This window comes from Kitasatospora sp. NPDC058218 (assembly GCF_042882445.1).
GTDB lineage: Bacteria > Actinomycetota > Actinomycetes > Streptomycetales > Streptomycetaceae > Kitasatospora.
The window spans coordinates 1-16,029 of sequence record NZ_JBHVWC010000034.1; the positions used below are offsets into that span (position 1 = coordinate 1).

At 70.2% G+C, this 16,029-nt stretch carries 22 protein-coding genes; 4 read left to right on the forward strand and 18 right to left on the reverse strand.

The genetic code is table 11. The features are described 5' to 3' along the window. Nucleotides 1-404: 404 nt before the first annotated feature. The 4 genes from ACFVYI_RS21625 to ACFVYI_RS21640 form a co-directional block, all read right to left on the reverse strand. On the reverse strand, nucleotides 405-560 hold the full coding sequence (locus tag ACFVYI_RS21625; RefSeq protein ID WP_387887956.1) for a hypothetical protein: 156 nt from the start codon (nucleotides 558-560) through the stop codon (nucleotides 405-407). Between the two features lie 520 nt (nucleotides 561-1,080). Further along, on the reverse strand, nucleotides 1,081-1,920 hold the full coding sequence (locus tag ACFVYI_RS21630) for a helix-turn-helix domain-containing protein (RefSeq protein WP_387887959.1): 840 nt from the start codon (nucleotides 1,918-1,920) through the stop codon (nucleotides 1,081-1,083). After that, nucleotides 1,917-2,456 (reverse strand): DUF6879 family protein, encoded by a 540-nt coding sequence (locus ACFVYI_RS21635; protein WP_387887961.1) that lies wholly within the window; start codon nucleotides 2,454-2,456, stop codon nucleotides 1,917-1,919. Before ACFVYI_RS21635 ends, ACFVYI_RS21630 begins: the two co-directional genes overlap by 4 nt. A gap of 3 nt (nucleotides 2,457-2,459) precedes the next feature. Beyond that, nucleotides 2,460-2,660: a hypothetical protein gene (locus tag ACFVYI_RS21640; RefSeq protein ID WP_387887964.1), complete on the reverse strand. Its 201-nt coding sequence runs from the start codon at nucleotides 2,658-2,660 to the stop codon at nucleotides 2,460-2,462. Nucleotides 2,661-2,703: 43 nt separating this feature from the next. Here ACFVYI_RS21640 and ACFVYI_RS21645 point away from each other — a divergent pair, with 43 nt between their 5' ends. Next, complete coding sequence (locus tag ACFVYI_RS21645; RefSeq protein WP_387887966.1) at nucleotides 2,704-3,108, forward strand: DUF4236 domain-containing protein; 405 nt, start codon at nucleotides 2,704-2,706, stop codon at nucleotides 3,106-3,108. A gap of 54 nt (nucleotides 3,109-3,162) precedes the next feature. On the opposite strand, the gene ACFVYI_RS21650 is transcribed toward ACFVYI_RS21645, so the two are convergent. The 10 genes from ACFVYI_RS21650 to ACFVYI_RS21695 form a co-directional block, all read right to left on the reverse strand. Next, nucleotides 3,163-4,377 carry a phage major capsid protein gene (locus tag ACFVYI_RS21650; RefSeq protein WP_387887968.1) on the reverse strand — a complete coding sequence of 405 codons (1,215 nt, stop codon included), beginning with the start codon at nucleotides 4,375-4,377 and terminating at the stop codon, nucleotides 3,163-3,165. Nucleotides 4,378-4,664: 287 nt separating this feature from the next. Further along, nucleotides 4,665-4,937, reverse strand: a complete 273-nt coding sequence (locus tag ACFVYI_RS21655; RefSeq protein WP_387887971.1) for a hypothetical protein — start codon at nucleotides 4,935-4,937, stop codon at nucleotides 4,665-4,667. Continuing rightward, entirely contained in the window at nucleotides 4,934-5,098 is a 165-nt protein-coding gene (locus tag ACFVYI_RS21660) for a hypothetical protein (protein ID WP_387887973.1), read from the reverse strand. The genes ACFVYI_RS21655 and ACFVYI_RS21660 overlap by 4 nt, the downstream gene beginning before the upstream one ends. 8 nt (nucleotides 5,099-5,106) lie before the next feature. Next, nucleotides 5,107-5,526 carry a phage terminase small subunit P27 family gene (locus ACFVYI_RS21665; protein ID WP_387887975.1) on the reverse strand — a complete coding sequence of 140 codons (420 nt, stop codon included), beginning with the start codon at nucleotides 5,524-5,526 and terminating at the stop codon, nucleotides 5,107-5,109. Between the two features lie 179 nt (nucleotides 5,527-5,705). Then, nucleotides 5,706-5,927 carry a hypothetical protein gene (locus tag ACFVYI_RS21670; RefSeq protein ID WP_387887977.1) on the reverse strand — a complete coding sequence of 74 codons (222 nt, stop codon included), beginning with the start codon at nucleotides 5,925-5,927 and terminating at the stop codon, nucleotides 5,706-5,708. Next, nucleotides 5,924-7,429 (reverse strand): YfjI family protein, encoded by a 1,506-nt coding sequence (locus ACFVYI_RS21675; RefSeq protein WP_387887980.1) that lies wholly within the window; start codon nucleotides 7,427-7,429, stop codon nucleotides 5,924-5,926. The genes ACFVYI_RS21670 and ACFVYI_RS21675 overlap by 4 nt, the downstream gene beginning before the upstream one ends. Nucleotides 7,430-7,584: 155 nt before the next feature. Continuing rightward, nucleotides 7,585-7,863 carry a hypothetical protein gene (locus tag ACFVYI_RS21680; RefSeq protein WP_387887983.1) on the reverse strand — a complete coding sequence of 93 codons (279 nt, stop codon included), beginning with the start codon at nucleotides 7,861-7,863 and terminating at the stop codon, nucleotides 7,585-7,587. Continuing rightward, entirely contained in the window at nucleotides 7,854-8,039 is a 186-nt protein-coding gene (locus tag ACFVYI_RS21685; RefSeq protein ID WP_387887985.1) for a hypothetical protein, read from the reverse strand. Before ACFVYI_RS21685 ends, ACFVYI_RS21680 begins: the two co-directional genes overlap by 10 nt. Beyond that, nucleotides 8,039-8,470, reverse strand: coding sequence for a hypothetical protein (locus tag ACFVYI_RS21690; RefSeq protein ID WP_387887988.1), 432 nt, complete (start codon nucleotides 8,468-8,470; stop codon nucleotides 8,039-8,041). Before ACFVYI_RS21690 ends, ACFVYI_RS21685 begins: the two co-directional genes overlap by 1 nt. Before the next feature lie 122 nt (nucleotides 8,471-8,592). After that, a complete protein-coding gene (locus ACFVYI_RS21695) occupies nucleotides 8,593-8,793 on the reverse strand; it encodes a helix-turn-helix transcriptional regulator (RefSeq protein WP_387887989.1) in 201 nt (66 codons plus the stop codon). A gap of 134 nt (nucleotides 8,794-8,927) precedes the next feature. Between ACFVYI_RS21695 and ACFVYI_RS21700 the strand changes: the two genes are divergently transcribed. Beyond that, nucleotides 8,928-9,425 (forward strand): helix-turn-helix domain-containing protein, encoded by a 498-nt coding sequence (locus ACFVYI_RS21700; RefSeq protein WP_387887992.1) that lies wholly within the window; start codon nucleotides 8,928-8,930, stop codon nucleotides 9,423-9,425. Continuing rightward, nucleotides 9,418-10,614, forward strand: a complete 1,197-nt coding sequence (locus ACFVYI_RS21705) for a tyrosine-type recombinase/integrase (protein WP_387887994.1) — start codon at nucleotides 9,418-9,420, stop codon at nucleotides 10,612-10,614. Before ACFVYI_RS21700 ends, ACFVYI_RS21705 begins: the two co-directional genes overlap by 8 nt. A gap of 228 nt (nucleotides 10,615-10,842) precedes the next feature. Here ACFVYI_RS21705 and rpsT read toward each other — a convergent pair whose 3' ends face one another. Both rpsT and ACFVYI_RS21715 read right to left on the reverse strand, forming a co-directional pair. Continuing rightward, complete coding sequence (rpsT, locus tag ACFVYI_RS21710; RefSeq protein ID WP_360637186.1) at nucleotides 10,843-11,109, reverse strand: 30S ribosomal protein S20; 267 nt, start codon at nucleotides 11,107-11,109, stop codon at nucleotides 10,843-10,845. Between the two features lie 168 nt (nucleotides 11,110-11,277). Further along, a complete protein-coding gene (locus ACFVYI_RS21715) occupies nucleotides 11,278-11,583 on the reverse strand; it encodes an antibiotic biosynthesis monooxygenase family protein (RefSeq protein ID WP_387887996.1) in 306 nt (101 codons plus the stop codon). A gap of 235 nt (nucleotides 11,584-11,818) precedes the next feature. Here ACFVYI_RS21715 and lepA point away from each other — a divergent pair, with 235 nt between their 5' ends. After that, nucleotides 11,819-13,687, forward strand: coding sequence for a translation elongation factor 4 (gene lepA / locus ACFVYI_RS21720; protein WP_387887999.1), 1,869 nt, complete (start codon nucleotides 11,819-11,821; stop codon nucleotides 13,685-13,687). A gap of 126 nt (nucleotides 13,688-13,813) precedes the next feature. Here the strand turns inward: lepA and ACFVYI_RS21725 are convergent, their stop codons facing one another. Then, nucleotides 13,814-14,881 (reverse strand): NAD(P)/FAD-dependent oxidoreductase, encoded by a 1,068-nt coding sequence (locus tag ACFVYI_RS21725; RefSeq protein ID WP_387888001.1) that lies wholly within the window; start codon nucleotides 14,879-14,881, stop codon nucleotides 13,814-13,816. A gap of 115 nt (nucleotides 14,882-14,996) precedes the next feature. Further along, nucleotides 14,997-15,923 carry an RNA polymerase sigma factor SigJ gene (gene sigJ / locus ACFVYI_RS21730; RefSeq protein WP_387888003.1) on the reverse strand — a complete coding sequence of 309 codons (927 nt, stop codon included), beginning with the start codon at nucleotides 15,921-15,923 and terminating at the stop codon, nucleotides 14,997-14,999. Nucleotides 15,924-16,029: the final 106 nt, after the last annotated feature.

Genomic DNA, 16,029 nt, shown 5'->3' on the forward strand with positions numbered 1-16,029 from the left:
CGGCATGAGTATCGCCGAGCGGTAAGCAGGTCTGCATCGAACAAGAGCGGTTCAACGAGCCAGTTCGAGCAAGTGCTCACGAAACGCCCTCTGAGAGGCCGCCACCGACCTCATCCGCGAGCTGCGTGCCGCCGCCGGGGTGCCCATCACTCGGGGCGTCCCGGGAGGGGTGGAATCTGGCGAGACCAGATGCCGCCCCTCCCCCCGCACCTCCTCCAGCCCCTCGCGGCCGGTGTTGCCGCAGATCAGCGCGAGCAACAGCAACAGCAACACGCCCCGGGGGAGGGGACCCGAAAGGGGTTCTGGATCAAGGACGACCCGACAATCCTGCCCGATCGGAGATCCACTGGATCGGCGAGACAGGGTGACCGAGAGCGGGCCCCGGCTGACTGGCCGGGGCCCGCTCAGTCCTCTGCGGCCGGGCAGTCGTCGTGCTCGACCAAGGCGGTGTGCGGGGTCAGGTCCTCGATCCACCGCCCGCGCACCCACAACTCGCAGTTCGGGCAGAGGCCCACCTCGACGGCCTCTTCACTGGCCGGCTTTCCTTCGGCGAGGCTCACGATGCACCTCCCGACAGATGTCTGCTGCACGAGCAACTGGGGACCATGCAGAGGCACACCAGGACGGCGGCGCGGGCTTCGTCGCGGATGCCTCCCGGGCACCCGTGGTGCGCGTCGAACAGGCACTCCGCGGAGACGTACCGGCCAGCCAGGCTGGTGTCGAGGTAGACCACCATGTCGGTCGGCCCGTCCGGGCGTGGGGCGACGGCCGTCACTGGGCCCCACCCCCTGAGCAGCGGGCGCACGCCCGCACTGCCCAGCCGAGCGGGGCCATGCCGACGCAGGTGGCTGTGTAGACGTGGCCGTCCGATTGCAGCGGGCCAGGGGCCCCGCACCGCCGGCAGCGCAACCCGTGCAACTGGTCCGATGTCAGGCCGGCCGCCGAGGGGTAGCCCCCGGGCAGACGGGCCGGTGAAGCAGCTGTATCCGCCATGACCAGCACCGTAGGGCGGGGTTTCTCAGCGCGAGGGCGGGGTTTCTCGATGTTTCGAGGCGGGTTCTCGTTGCTTCCCGGTGCTTCTCAGGTTGCGCCGAGTGAGTGACGGGCCGCAACGATGATGCGGCGGGCCTCGGCGTCCGTGGCCGCGGTCTGCTCGTACATCCCCCAGGCCCGGAGGTACAGCGCCACGTCTGCCTGGTCATCGAGATGCAGTGCGGCGTTGATCGTCTCGACGGTCACGTACGACTGGTCGTGGATCCAGAAGCCGTGCCGCAGCGTCAACGGCAGGTCCGCCGAGAACGGGATGACCCCAATGCGGACCGTGTCGAGCCCGACAAGCCCGGACAGCCGGTCCAGTTGGGAGGCGAGCACTCCGGGTGGGCACACCCGGGCCCTCAACGCCCCTTCCCAGAGGATGAACCGGAAGTGTCGGCCTGGCGCGTACAGCAGTTCCTGGCGGCGCATCCGCTCGCGAACGGCGTCGTCCGTGTCCCGGGGCGACTGGTGGAGCGCCGCTGAGGCGAGCAGGACATGCCGGGCATAATCGGGGGTCTGGAGCATGCCGGGCACCACGTTCGGCTCGTAGGCCCGCACGACCTGGGCGCTGCGCTCCTGTGCCCCGGCCTCTTGCTGGGCCGGCTGATGGCCGCTGGCCAGGCGGCGGCGCCACGACCGGTAGTGCGTCTCCAAGGTGCTCAGATCGGCTTGCAGGGAAGCGGACAAGGCGGGGTGGCCGGTCGCCCCGGCCCACGCGGTGAGGTCGTGGGGTGTGGCGGTCTGGCGTCCGTTCTCCAACTTGCTGATCTTCGAGTGGGGCCAGCCCAGCCGGGCGGCCAGCGCCCGGCCGGTCAGACCCGCGTCGCCACGCAACTGCTGGAGACGGACCCCGAGGGCTTCACGGGCCCGCTGGAAGTCGCTCACACCCGGGACGCCACCCGGTCCGCGAACTCCAACCGAGGCACGGCGTAGTGCCGTGCGCGGTCGCGGATCCGGCACGCGTCGAGGACGGCCTCGACGTCGTCGACCAGCTCTGCGCCGAGGTAGTTGTCGTCCTGGTCGAAGTGCATCTCCAGCAGGTGTTCGGAGTCGAACAGCCAGAAGTCGCGCTCCGGCAGGTTCAGGCGGCGGGCCGTCGCCCGCGACAGGTGCGTGATGTCCTCGCCTGCCTGGACGTTGGCCCATCCGACGTGCAGCAGGTAGGCCTGCCCGTCGGTAATCGGGTCGTCAGCGATACGCACCCGCCCGATGCGCTTGCCGGCCGCGGTCTGCGCGGCGATGTTCAGGCACCACGGGCGATTCGGGTCTGTCTGTGGATCCTCACCGCGCAGCCACCGCTTGAAGCCGTCTCCGGCGCGGTCGGACGCGTACCCGCGGCGGCTCTCCAACCGCCATGCGGTGTGGGCGAACCCGTCGTCGAAGAAGTGGTCGAACTGGGCGTCGCTGATGAACTCGGGCATGGCTCAGACCTTAGGAGTGAAGCGGGTCAGCAGGTCGCGGGGGACGACCACGAAGGTCTCGCCCGGCAGGACGTCGCGCAGCTGGGCGAGCGCTTCGGGGTCGGTGAGCCGGTAGCCCTGGACGACGATGTCGCCGGTCTCCGTCTCGTACAGCGTCGGGCACTTGCCGTCTTCACTGGTGCTGCCGAGGAACTTGAGCTTCACGGTGCTCTCCCTCTCTGCCGGGGTGGGCTACCAGGATGGCCCGATGGCTCAACTGGTGTGGGTGAAACCAGGACACCCGGCGAAAGATACGAGACGATGCCCGCCATTGGGGCGGACGAGCCGGCCCGCGAGAGGGGGCACGGTGGGGTACCGAAAGTCCTTCAAGGCCGGAGGGCTGCGCGTCACCGCGTCGAAGAGCGGCATCAGCTATTCAGCTGGCGTGAAGGGCGCCCGAGTGACGAAGCAGGCCAACGGGCGCGTCCGAACGACAGTGTCGGTCCCGGGGACTGGCATCTCCCACAGCCGGACCACAGGCGGACGGAAGGCACAGCCGCGTCCCGCGACCGCGGCGCCGCAGCGGTCCCGCCGGCAGCACACCAAGGGCGAGTGGATCAGCGCAGGCATCTTCTTGGCTCTGTTCCTTTTCGCGCTCTTCCTGTTCGGCTGACGCACGGCGATGCGCCCGGCCGCCGTGGTGGCAGCCGGGCGCATCAGGGTTCGATCAGGCGGTCAGGTCGACCTCGACGATCGCCGACGGGCGCAGGATCTCCAGACCGAACCGGCCCTCGAACCGGAAGCGGATCATGTTCCGCTCGAAGTCGGAGGCGCCGACCCCGGAGCCGAGGGCGTCCTTGTCGTACATGTTCTCCGACCAGTCGAGGACACCGTCCTCCAGGACGTGCAGGCGGGTTGCAGCCTGCCAGTCGACCAGGTGCGTGGTGCCGACTGTTTGCGACAGCGAGGTGACCACCGGCGCGCCCCACAGGCGGCGCGACGTCGGGTTCACCGCGTTGCCCGGACCGCCGTAGTAGAACCGGGCCTCGTTGTCCTGAAGAAGCTCGAACGCCTCCCAGTCGTCCGGGTGCATCAGCCAGCCGGCGCCCGTCAGATGGCCGACCTTCTCCAGCTTCGTCACGGCCTTCCGGGCGGTCACCAGGATGTCCGTGTCGAACGCCTGCGCCTGCGAGCCGGAGACGTTGGCGACGCCGGTCATGTGCTCGCCGGTGCCGTCGCCGTTGAGGACCTCGCCCTCCAGGGCGAGCTCCAGGCCCAGGCGCATCTCCTGATCGAGGAACTGCCGCAGCGACGGCGCGTCCTCCAGGTCGAACTTGTTGATCGGCTCCGAGAGGTGGGCGATCGTCCGCACCCGGTCATCGACTCGCGCGAGGGTGTAGAGGCTGGTGGGCTTCTTCGCCCCGGCCGCGACCACGGCGGCGTTGTTCGTCCGCACGGTCTGCCGCAGGTAGGAGAACCGCGGGCCCGTGTTCGGCGCGCCCGGGATCAGCTGCCGCAGCGACAGGACCGGCACGTCCATGCGGATCGGCTCCGGGTCCAGAGGCACCGTCACCGGCACCGTGCCCCCAGCGAGCAGGCCCTTGAACTGACCGAACTGGTCGCTCGCCCGCTTGATGACCGTGTCGCCCCAGGTCGAGCCGCCGGCCGCCTTCACCCGCGGGTCGAGGTGGTGTCCCTTCGACCCGCCGCGCGGGCCGGCGATTGCGTCGCCGAGCTCCACGAGGGTGTTGCGGGTGTTCTCGTCGGCCTTGGCCTTCTCGGTGCGGGCCTGAAGGTCCCGGCCGTCCTTGATCAGCCGCTCGACCTCGACACGCTCGGCATCGGTGAAGTCACGGCCTTCGGCCTCGGCCTTCGCGGAGATCGCGCGTGCCTCGGTAAGCGTGACCTTGAGCTGGGCGGAGAGTTCCTTGTACGTGGGCATATTCGTCCCCTTGGGAAGTCGGTGGATGCTTCCCGGCCTCTGGAGACGGACCGCAGCACGCGGCCCACACGGGGCGGCGGAGGGTTGGCCTCGACAGTCGTACCGGGGGCGCCGAACTTGGCGGACGAGAGGGCGGGGCGGGCCGACCGGAAGTCCAGTACGGGGCGGGCGACTTGGCGGGCAGCTCTCGCTGGCGGCCGTCGCACGCACCCCGTGCCGGTCCTACTCACGGACGGTCTCACGCCCGGCCGCTTGCGCTGGCCGTCGATCAACCTGACATCAGAGTACTACCGAACCCCCACAAAGCGGGAGGTCTCGACGCCGCTCCTGTACGTCGTCAACTCCGTGCAGCCACACGGGCAGGTGAGGACCAGGAGCCGGGCGGCCTGACCGCCATCGACCGTCCACACAGCCCCGTCCCCGTCCATCAGCTGGCCCTCAGAACAGGTCACCGTCCACGGCCGGGGAGGCTCCGTCTTGGCGTGCCCCAGCACCGCCAGCGCGACGCGCACTCCCTGCGCCTCCGTACCGTCCAGCATCCGCACCACACGGTCAGTCATGCCCGCCTCCAAATCGTCTCGTCCCAGTGATCCGCCACATCGGCGGCCATCTCAGTCGTGCGCGGCCGGCCGAGCGGATCCCGGTCGTCCTTCATGACCACCTTGCGGGTGGCCGGCCGGGCCGACTGAGGCTCGGCCTGATCGTCGTCGTGCTTCGCCATCTCTCCTCCTACGAGAACGGGTTGTCGGTGTCGTCGCCGTCCTGCTCCGATTGGTCCGCGAGACCGATCCGCACCCGCGCGTCGACCGTCAGGCCCAACTCGCGGGCCCAGTAGCGCAGCTGCTGCGATGCCTCGCGCATCGCCACCGTCGCAGGGTTCTTCACCAGCCGGCCGCGGTCGTGATCCGACCGGCCCTCAACCACCGGCCCGCGGTCCCGAACGTCCGCCGCCGAAATGGCGAACGCCGACCACCACGTGCAGTAGGCCGCGACTGCGGCCCGGTCACCCTCGCGGAACCGCGCGGGCTGCGAGGCGTACACCTCGGCCAGACGGTGCCATTCGGTGAGCCCCGAGACGTCGAGGATGTCCGGCTCGGTCGTCCAGTCGAGCCCCAGGCCGCCGACCTCGGCGTCCTTGGCCGCCGCCACGGCGGCCAAGTGGGGGATGAGTTTGAGCCCCGGAGGGGGTGCGAGAGGTGAAGCGGTACGTCGTGCGGGCATCGAAGCTCTCCGTCCAGAAGTGGTTGTGAAGTCTGCGGGCGTGTGCGGAGTTAACCGCGGCGGGCCCCCAGGGATGCGCGTCCGTGATTGGGACACCCCTACCCGGGTCAGGCTGCGTCGGGTCCGTCGTCCTCGTCGTCGGGGTGGTCGTCCGATGGGGCGGCGAGGCGGGCGAGCTTGGCGCGGATGCGTGCCTGCAGTCCCCATTCACGGGCAGCGGCGTAGCGTGCGCGCCGAGCCTGCTCGGCGTCGCGTCGGCGGGCGGCCTCGGCGATCAGGTCGGCGACTCGACCGTGTGATCGTTCTGGGATTTGTGGGATGTCGTTCACGGGGTGGTCCTCTCGGCCTTGGCGTAGATCAGCGGGTGTACGTCGAACTTGGGGGAGGGCTTTCGCCCCCGTACTCCGGGCCGGTCCGGCGGGGGCAGGAAGGCGATCCACCCGTAGTCCTCCAGCTCGCCGAGTGCGGTGGTGACGTCCTCGGCCTCTCCGGCCCACTTGCGGCCCTTGAGTGCCTGCCAGGCGTCACGGGCGGAGAACGGGGAGGCCGGATCAGGTCGGCTGCGCAGCCACGTGAGGAGGTCACGCAGGGGCCCGAGACGGCCCTCACCGTCGGCCCCCATGAGGTCGAACACGGCCTTGGCGTGCGCGATGAAGTACGGGGCCATGGCCAGCACCGAGGCCATGCGCTCCCTGGTAATGGTCGTCGCCTCGGGGTTCTCGTACACGGTGAGGCACGCGGCGATGCGGATGAGCTGGCCCCGGAACTTGCCTGCCCAGTCGGCCACTTCGTGGAGGTCCCCGCCGGGCTTCCGCCGCTTGGCGAAGCCGTTGTAGAACTCGCCGAACAGGGCACGGGCGGCCGGGTCGAGGTCGAGGGTGACGGCCTCGCCGCGGTTCCACACGCGTTCGACCAGGGCGCGGATGCGCTTGGCGTAGGTCTCGGTGACGGCGTACGGCACGGGCGGGGAGTCGAAGGTGTCCTCGGCGGTCGGGGCTGGCCGGGCGAAGAGGAACCGGCCGAGCAGGCCGTTCTCACGGAACTCGGGGTTCTTCTTCTCGATGCCGGAGAGGACGCCAGGCTGGATGATCAGGCCGATCGCCAGGAAGGTGCTCGACATGCGCGCGGACGACCGCCCGGTGCGGTCGATGGTGTACGGGCTGCCGGTGTAGGCCTCCAAGAGGAGGTCGGTGTTCGCCTTGCCGTTGTTGCCGTACAGGCCGCCCGCGACCTTGATGAGGCCGCCCTCGGAGGCGAGCAGGCCAATCCGTCCACCCTGTTCGTGCATCACCTTCGCGATGGCCTCCAGGGTGGCGTCACGGATGAGCAGCCGTGGCAGTTCGGGTTGCTCGCCGAGTTCGAGGAGCTTGGCCCGGGCGGCCTCGGCATCGGCAAGGGCGTTCTCCGGCTTGTCGCCGGCGGCCTTCTGCTCGGCCTTGGTCATCTGCCCCTGCGTGATGCGGATCTCCTGCGCGGTGGCTTCGATCTGCGGGCGGGCGGCCTCGATCAGGTCATCCTCGATCTCGCGAAGCGGTGCCGCGGCGGCGTTGAGTGCCGGTGTCTTCTTCTCGGAGGAGTCCGCCAGCGCGGCTAGGTAGAGGGCGAGTGACTCGTGCCAGTCCGCCTTCACCTTGACCCGGCGCCGGCCACCGGTAGCGGCGGAGATCGTGGCGAGGGCGGCGAACGCGACCAGGTCGGCCGGGACCTGGAGGGAGGCGGCGTTCGCGGTCACGAACGTGCCGAGCTCGCCGAGGTGCTCGACGGGGAACGGCGGCAGCGGGCGGGCGTCGAGGGGGATCGGCGCGTCCCACCCGTCATCCTCGGATCGCATCCCAGAAATCCCAGAAAGCCTCTGGGGGTCCGCAGAGCGGGACAGGTTCGGGATTCCGGGATTTGTGGGATGCGATTCGCAACTGTCCTCTTCAGGCCCGTAGCGGCTCCAGATCTCGCCGAGGAACGGGTCACCCTCGGGAACGTCGTAGTCGGTCACGCGGCGATCTCCAGAGGGGTGAGGTAGCGACCCGGGTGGCCGGGGATGGCGATGGGCGGCCAGTCGGGGGTGGCACGGAGCTGTCGGGGCGGGGGGAAGCGGCGGGCCTCGTCCTGCTCGGCGACGGTCGGCGTGCTGGCCATGGCTCGCAGGTGGCGGCGGACGGGCTCCCAGGCGGCCGCCTCGGCAGCGTCCATGGCGTCGGTCCACTGCTGGAACAGGTGGTGCTCCAGGTGGCGGACGAAGGCGTCGACCAGGGTGGGGCTCAGTTCCATGGCGGCCCCCAGGTGCGGGGGTGGCCGAAGCGGTGGTGGAGTTCCCAGAGCTGCCAGCCGGCGGCGGCGAGGCGGCGGAGCTCGGTGCGGGTCTCGCGGCGGGTGAGGCCGTATGGGGACGGCCCGAGGGCCCCCGCCGCGGTGGCGGGGGCCTCGGTGGTGGTGCGGCGGGTCATCAGCCGGCCTCGACCCCGGTGGCGGGGAGGTGGATGGGCCGGCTGTAGCAGACCGGGTCGACCAAGTGGCGCCAGATCAGCTGACGGGCGATCTGGTCGCGCTCGTGGGGGTCCTGGTCGGCGGGCATGACGATCATCGAGTGGCCGTCGATGTGCTGGAGCAGCATGCCGCTGAACTTGCCGCGAAGGTAGTCGGGGAGGTCCGCAAGCTCGACCTCGTTGAACTCCAGGCCGACGCGGTCGAGGAGTCCGGCGAGGGGCAGGTAGCGGACCACGTTCTCGGTGATCGGGCCGCCGTCGAGGGCCCGGATCACGTCCAGCACGGTGAGGGCGGTGGTGCGCGGGTCGGGGGTGGCGCGGACGAGTGCCATCACCTCCTCGGCGGTGGGCAGGCTGGTGGTCTTGGGCAGGGAGCCCGTAGTCTGGTTCACAGCGTTCTCCTTCGTGAGGTCGTCGCCCTGGGTCGCTGGCGAGCGGATAGCCCGGGGCTTCGTCGTGTCGGAGTGCGTCAGGCCCTTGCCCGGATTGCCGTCCAGGTGGGGGCCGTTCGCGTTTAAGCGGCGGCGTCGAGGGCGTCCATCCAGCGCTCGACGTCGGAGCGGCGGTAGCGGATGCGCCCGCCACGGCCGGGCGAAAGCTTCATGTACCTCGGCCCCAGGCCCAGATAGCGCCAGTTCCGCAGCGTTTTCGGGCTGAAGTTCGCGAGCTTTGCCGCCTCGGTTTCCGTTAGGTAGTCCACCACTTCCACCTCCATCTGTCGAGCTTTTCTCGACAAAGACTTGCATCATCACGGGACAGTCCGTGATGATGTGGAGCGTAGCCGGGACAATCCCGGTCCGCAAGATCCGTTGTTCTGTCGAGATTTCCTCGACTGGTAGCTTCAGGATCATGACGACGGGACGTATCGAAGTGGGACCGAGCGGGCGCACTGTCGCCGCGAACGTGAAGCGGCTGAGGGAGACGCGGGGGCTTACCCTCCGGGCGCTCTCAGTGGCGCTGAAAGACCAGGGGCGCTCTCTGAGTGCAGACGCTCTGAACAAGATCGAGAATGGCGCCAGCGACGAGCCGCGGGCTATTCGGCGAGTCGACGTCGATGACCTTGTCGCACTGGCAGTTGTTCTGGGTGTCTCGCCTGTGACGCTGCTGCTGCCGTCGGACGCCCGAGGGGAGACCGAAGTCACCGGCGCTGGCCGGGTCAGGTCTCACGACGCCTGGATGTGGGCGTGGTGCAACGATCCGTTGGTCCTTCCCGAAGGCGGCGAGGAGGCGGACCGCGCAGGGACGGAGTTCCTGTTGAACTCGCGACCTATCGGCCTCTTTTCTGCCCAGGGAGACGACAGGCTGATGCCGTTCGCGCCACGTCGGCCGAGGGGGTCTGGTGGCTAGGGTCTGGATTGAGGACCGCGCGACGCAGAAGGACTACGTCGCGGCGATGGTGAAGTGGCGGGCGGCGAAGAAGGCCGGCAGCAAGCGGGCCGAGCCGGACCGGTGGCGGGTCCGCTGGTACGACCCGGACGGCGCCCCCAAGGCCAAGACGTTCGGGAAGCTGCCGGCCGCCGAGAAGCACCAGCAGGAGACGCTGGAGCGTCTCGACAAGGGCACCTACCGTGACCCAAAGCAGGGCAAGACCCTGTTCTCCGACGTGGCGACCGCGTGGTTCGGCTCGCTCCGCCGGCCCGGGGAGCGGACCAAGGACGACTACCGGGAGCTGCTCGACCTGTACGTCCTCCCGAAGTGGGGGGCGTGGCCGGTCGCGTCGATCCGGTGGGAGCAGGTCTCGGAGTGGCTGACCGCGCTGTGCAACACGCCCGGCGTGCGGGGCAAGCCGCTCTCTCCGGCCCGGATCGGCAAGATCCACCTCGTGTTCGGCATGGTGCTGAAGTACGCCGTGAAGACGGGGAAGATCGCGACCAGTCCGGCCGTCGACCACGAGCTGCCGCAGGACGATGACGACGACGATCACGTCTACCTCACGCACGACCAGGTCGAGGTGCTGGCCGCGGCGGCGGGTGAGTACGCACTGCTGCTGCTGGTGCTGGCCTACTGCGGCATCCGGTGGGGTGAGGTGTCGGCGCTGAAGGCCGGCCGGGTGCAGGCGTCCACGCGTCGGCTGCGGATCGTCCAGGCGTACACGCGCAAGCGCGGCGGCGGGCTGCTGCTCAAGGACGTGAAGAACCACGAGAAGCGGTCCGTGCCACTGCTCGGCTCGCTGGTCCCCGATCTGCGGGACGCGCTCAAGGGCAAGGGGCGGGACGCTCTGCTGTTCACCGGCCGGGACGGCGAGCCGATGGGCTACTGGGAGTTCCGCTCGACCATCTTCGATCCGGCGGTGAAGGCGGCGGGGCTCGACAGCCTCGGCCTCACGCCGCACAAGCTCCGGCACACCGCGGCCTCGCTGGCGATTGCGGCCGGCGCGGACGTGAAGGTGGTGCAGCAGATGCTCGGCCACAAGTCGGCGGCCATGACCCTCGACGTCTACGGGCACCTGTTCCCGGACCGCCTCGACGAGGTGGCGAACGCCCTCGACACGGGCCGCGCCGCTGCACTGGCGGCCAGGACTGCGCTCGCCGCTTAGGGGGGCGATCAGATCCATGTGTACAAAATGCGTACTGCCCGCCCGGTGTGTACCGGACGGGCAGTAGTAGAAGGGCCTATGAGCTGGCACTTCTGGTCAATCTCTGTGCACCGCACCCGCGTGGCGAACGCAGGCCGCGTGCGGTGCGAGTCTTGAATTCGCGCCTCAGGAGTCCGGGTAGAGGGCCGGTTCGCCCTGGGGCGGTCGGGGCCGTGGGCCCCGGCGGAGTCAGGCCTGGACGGCGTTGACGCGCTTGGTGATGGCCGACTTCTTGTTGGCGGCCTGGTTGGCGTGGATGACGCCCTTGCTCACGGCCTTGTCCAGCGCCTTGGAGGCGGCGCGGGCCAGCACGACGGCCTTCTCGGTCTCGCCGGAGGCAGCGGCCTCACGGGCCTTGCGCAGGGCGGTCTTCAGCGAGGACTTGACGGCCTTGTTGCGCAGGCGCGCCTTCTCGTTGGTCTTGTTGCGCTTGATCTGGGACTTGATGTTCGCCACGAAGGAGCCTCAGTCTTGTCAGTAAACGGTTCTGGGGTCCCCCCGGCCGAAGGCTGGGGGAGGTTTGCACCGCGCGGTCGCCGGAAAGCTGAGAGGGCATGCCGGGTCCAGGTGCAGCGCCCCACGCTACCAGGGGCGCACCGCCCGCCCAAACCGACCGGGTGCGGTTCAGGCCCGGAGCACCGGCTCGCCGTAGTGCTCCACCTCGGGGAAGGGCCGGTAGAAGCGGTGCAGCAGCTCGCGCCACCGCTGGTACTCGGCGGAGCGGCGGAAGCCCTCCGTGTGGTCCTCCAGCCTCTCCCATTCCACCTGGAGCAGGAACCTGGCGCCGCGGCCCTCGTCGAGGCAGCGGCGCAGCGCGAGGGAGCGGAAGCCGGGCTGGACCGCGATCAGTGGTTTCGCCTCCGCGAAGGCGGCGAGGAACGCGTCCTCCTGGCCGGGGACGACGTCGAGGAGGGCGCTTTCCAGGATCATGGGAGGTCATCCTGCCCGCCGGGGGCCGCCGCGGGAAGGCACGCCGGGAAGCGGCATCGGAAGCAGCGCCGGGACGCCCCGGAGCGGCCCCGGTGGAACCGAACGGCGGCGGACGTCGCGCTCGTGGGAGGATGGGAAGAACTATTTCGATCGGACGACTGTCCGGTCCCCGGGAAACCGGTCAGCGATGACCCGGACACCCCCGGCCCCCGGACCAACGGAGAATCGGACCAAGGTGCCCGCGACCCCCAGCAATGTGCCAGAGCCCAGCCGTACCGACCCGGCGCTGATCCGCAACTTCTGCATCATCGCCCACATCGACCACGGCAAGTCGACGCTCGCCGACCGGATGCTGCAGATCACCGGGGTCGTCGACCCCCGGCAGATGCGCGCCCAGTACCTCGACCGGATGGACATCGAGCGCGAGCGCGGCATCACGATCAAGTCGCAGGCGGTCCGCCTCCCGTGGGCGCCGAAGACCGGACCGGACGTCGGCTCGACGCACATCCTCAACATGATCGACACCCCGGGCCACGTGGACTTCACGTACGAGGTGTCCCGTTCGCTCGCCGCCTGCGAGGGCACCATCCTGGTGGTGGACGCCGCTCAGGGCATCGAGGCGCAGACCCTCGCCAACCTGTACCTGGCGCTGGAGAACGACCTCACGATCATCCCGGTGCTCAACAAGATCGACCTGCCGGCCGCCCAGCCGGAGAAGTACGCCGCCGAGCTCGCCCACATCATCGGGTGCGACCCGGAGGACGTCCTCAAGGTCAGCGCCAAGAGCGGTCTCGGCGTGCCGGAGCTGCTCGACCACGTGGTCGAGAAGATCCCGGCGCCGGTCGGCGTCAAGGACGCCCCGGCCCGCGCGATGATCTTCGACTCGGTGTACGACTCCTACCGCGGCGTGGTCACCTACGTCCGTGTCGTCGACGGCCAGCTCACCAAGCGTGAGCGGATCGCGATGATGTCGACCGGCGCGACGCACGAGCTGCTGGAGATCGGTGTCATCTCGCCGGAGCCGAAGGTCGCCGACGGCCTGGGCGTCGGCGAGGTCGGCTACATCATCACCGGTGTGAAGGACGTCCGGCAGTCCAAGGTCGGTGACACCATCACCTCGATGCACAAGGGTGCGACCGAGCCGCTGGGCGGCTACAAGGACCCGCGCCCGATGGTGTTCTCCGGTCTCTACCCGCTGGACGGCTCGGACTACCCGCTGCTGCGCGACGCCCTCGACAAGCTGCGGCTGAACGACGCCGCGCTGGTCTACGAGCCGGAGACCTCGGTCGCGCTCGGCTTCGGCTACCGCTGCGGCTTCCTCGGCCTGCTGCACCTGGAGATCATCCGGGAGCGCCTGGAGCGCGAGTTCAACCTCGACCTGATCTCCACCGCCCCGAACGTGGTCTACCGCGTGGTGATGGAGGACGGCACCGAGCACACCGTCACCAACCCGAGCGAGTTCCCGACCGGCAAGATCGCCGAGGTGCACGAGCCGGTCGTCCGCGGCACCATCCTGGCGCCGAACGAGTTCGTCGGCGCGATCATGGAGCTGTGCCAGGGCCGCCGCGGCAACCTCCAGGGCATGGACTACCTCTCCGAGGACCGCGTCGAGCTGCGCTACACCCTGCCGCTCGCGGAGATCGTCTTCGACTTCTTCGACCACCTGAAGTCCAAGACCCGTGGCTACGGCTCCTTCGACTACGAGCCGATCGGCGAGCAGACGGCCGACCTGGTGAAGGTCGACATCCTGCTGCACGGCGACGCGGTGGACGCGTTCTCCGCGATCGTGCACAAGGACAAGGCCTACAACTACGGCGTGATGATGGCCGGCAAGCTGCAGAAGCTGATCCCGCGCCAGCAGTTCGAGGTGCCGATCCAGGCCGCCATCGGCTCCCGGGTGATCGCCCGTGAGACGGTCCGCGCGATCCGCAAGGACGTTCTCGCCAAGTGCTACGGCGGTGACATCTCGCGTAAGCGCAAGCTGCTGGAGAAGCAGAAGGAAGGCAAGAAGCGGATGAAGATGGTCGGCCGCGTGGAGGTCCCGCAGGAGGCCTTCATCGCCGCGCTGTCCACCGACGCCGAGGCGCCGAAGGAGAAGAAGTAGCCGCCGGCGCGAGCTGAGCAGTACCAGCGGTACCAGCAGGACCAGCGGTACCGCCAGGACCGGCCGTACCGCAGGACCAGCAGGCCGACGGGCCCGGGGCGAGTCGCCCCGGGCCCGTCGGCTTTCTCAACGCAGTGTCCAGATCACGCCGTTGACGATGGCGGCCTTGATCAGCCGCCCGGTCCGGCCGGTCAGCACCGAGGGCCGCATCGAGTCGTCGCCGTGGATCAGCTGGACGAGGGCGTCCCGGCGGCCGAGGCTCAGGCACTGCAGGCCGTACCGGAACGCGAAGGGCTTGTCGGTGCGTCCGGCGAGTACCTTGCCGAGGTAGCCGCCCATCGGCTGGGCGGTGGCGCAGCCCATCCGCAGGGTGCCGGTGCCGGGGACGGTCACCGCGGCCGCGTCGCCGATGACGTACACCTCCGGGTGCGAGACCGAGCGCAGGTGGCCGTCGACGACCGCCTGGCCGGCCGGGTTGACGGTCAGGCCTGCCTCGGCCGCCAGCGGGTGCGGCTCCATGGCGGCGGCCCAGACCACGACGTCCGCGGGGATCCGGCCGCCGGTGGTGGTCAGGCCCTCGGCGTCGACCTCGGTGACGGTGTGCTGCTCGTGCACCTCGATCCCGAGCCGGGCCATGACGCCGCGGACGTGGCTCCGGCCCCGGGGCGAGAACCAGCCGCCGACCTGGCCGGCGGCGACGATCCGCACCTGCCACCCGGGGTGGGCCTCGGCGATCTCGGTGGCCAGCTCGATGCCGGTGGCACCGCCGCCGACCACGGCGACGGTGCCGGGGCGTTCGGCGGTGCGCAGCCGCTCGCCCAGCTCGGCGGCCCGCTCGGCGGGGTAGGCGTGCTCCGCGGCGCCGGGGACGGCGTGCCAGGCGGTGCGGCTGCCGAGGGCGTAGACCAGGGTGTCGTACGCGACGGCCTCGCCGGTGTCCAGGAACACCTTGCGGGCGGTGAGGTCCAGGCCGGTGGCGCGGGCCGGGACGTGTCGCACGCCGCGGCCGCGGATCACCTCGGCCAGGGCGGGCCGGTGCTCGGGGTGGCCGGCGGCGGTCTCGTGCTGGCGGATGCGGTGCAGGAAGCGGGTCTCCGGGGCGATCAGGGTCACCGGGTGGCGCTTGCCCGCTCCGGTGGCCGCGGTCAGTCCCGCATAGCCGGCACCCAGTACGACGATCTGCTTCTCGGTCATGTCGTCCGCCTTCTCCGCAGCCGGAGCGCCCTTTCGAAGCGCTCTGTCGACACGCTCTCGGTGCGTGTTCGGGAAGGGGACGACACGGCCGGTCAGGCTGTGACAGTGAGCCGCGTCACAGGCCCGGGTGCGACGGGGCGACCCTGGTCACCTGGGTCAGCTTCTCGGGGTTGACCACCACGTAGGCCTCGGTGATCCGGCCGTCGGCGACGGTGAACGCCAGCACGCCGACGACCAGCCCGTCGGCGTCGTGGACGAGCAGCCCCGGTTCGTCGTTGACGAGCACGGACTCGATGCCCATGCCCGGGGTGAACCACTTCGCGACCAGGCCGGCCACCAGGCGGGAGACCTTGTCCGCGCCGAACACCGGGCGGGCGCCGGCGGTGACGACGCCGCCGCCGTCGGAGTGCCAGACGACGTCCGGGTCGAGCACGGCCAGCAGGCCCTCGATGTCGCCGCGCGCGGTGGCGACGGCGAAGGCCGCCACGGCCTGCCGGTGCTCGCCGGGGTCGGCGGTGGCGCGGCGCCCACCGTCCTTCACCCGGCGCCGGGCCCTGGAGGCGAGCTGGCGGGCGGCGTCGGGGGAGCGGTCGAGCGAGGTGGCGATCTCGTCGAAGCCGACCGCGAACACGTCGTGCAGCACGAAGGCGGCGCGCTCGGCGGGCGTGAGCTGTTCCAGGACGGCGAGCAGCGCCAGCGAGACGGACTCGCCGAGTTCGGCGAGTTCGGCCGGGGAGGCGGGGGAGTCCTGGTAGGAGACGACGGGTTCGGGCAGCCACTCGCCGAAGTAGGCCTCCCGGCGGGCCCGGGCCGAGCCCAGCTGGTCGTAGCAGAGGCGGGTGACGACGGTGCTCAGGAAGGCGCGCGGGTCGGTGACGGCGGACCGGTCGGCGGAGCGCCAGCGCAGCCAGGCCTCCTGCAGCACGTCCTCGGCGTCGCTGAAGGAGCCGAGCAGCCGGTAGGCCACCGAGCCCAGGTAGCGGCGGTTCGCCTCGAAGGCGTCGGGGGGCGCCGCGGCAGCGGCCGACAGGTCGTCACTCACGGGCCCACCGTAGCGTCCGGGGCCGGCGGGCGGAGAGCCGGAGGGGGGTGTTGGGTGAAACAAACACCCCCCCCAACCCCCCCACCCCCCCCCCCCCCCCCGGGAA

Coding starts and splice junctions, on each gene's coding strand:
- ACFVYI_RS21650 (WP_387887968.1), bottom strand. CDS start 4,377: ATGCCCACGTACAAGGAACTCTCCGCCCAGCTCAAGGTCACGCTTACC.
- ACFVYI_RS21695 (WP_387887989.1), bottom strand. CDS start 8,793: ATGGAGGTGGAAGTGGTGGACTACCTAACGGAAACCGAGGCGGCAAAG.
- ACFVYI_RS21715 (WP_387887996.1), bottom strand. CDS start 11,583: ATGATCCTGGAAAGCGCCCTCCTCGACGTCGTCCCCGGCCAGGAGGAC.
- ACFVYI_RS21675 (WP_387887980.1), bottom strand. CDS start 7,429: ATGCGATCCGAGGATGACGGGTGGGACGCGCCGATCCCCCTCGACGCC.
- ACFVYI_RS21635 (WP_387887961.1), bottom strand. CDS start 2,456: ATGCCCGAGTTCATCAGCGACGCCCAGTTCGACCACTTCTTCGACGAC.
- ACFVYI_RS21700 (WP_387887992.1), top strand. CDS start 8,928: ATGACGACGGGACGTATCGAAGTGGGACCGAGCGGGCGCACTGTCGCC.
- ACFVYI_RS21660 (WP_387887973.1), bottom strand. CDS start 5,098: ATGGCGAAGCACGACGACGATCAGGCCGAGCCTCAGTCGGCCCGGCCG.
- ACFVYI_RS21725 (WP_387888001.1), bottom strand. CDS start 14,881: ATGACCGAGAAGCAGATCGTCGTACTGGGTGCCGGCTATGCGGGACTG.
- ACFVYI_RS21645 (WP_387887966.1), top strand. CDS start 2,704: ATGGCTCAACTGGTGTGGGTGAAACCAGGACACCCGGCGAAAGATACG.
- ACFVYI_RS21655 (WP_387887971.1), bottom strand. CDS start 4,937: ATGACTGACCGTGTGGTGCGGATGCTGGACGGTACGGAGGCGCAGGGA.
- ACFVYI_RS21680 (WP_387887983.1), bottom strand. CDS start 7,863: ATGGAACTGAGCCCCACCCTGGTCGACGCCTTCGTCCGCCACCTGGAG.
- ACFVYI_RS21685 (WP_387887985.1), bottom strand. CDS start 8,039: ATGACCCGCCGCACCACCACCGAGGCCCCCGCCACCGCGGCGGGGGCC.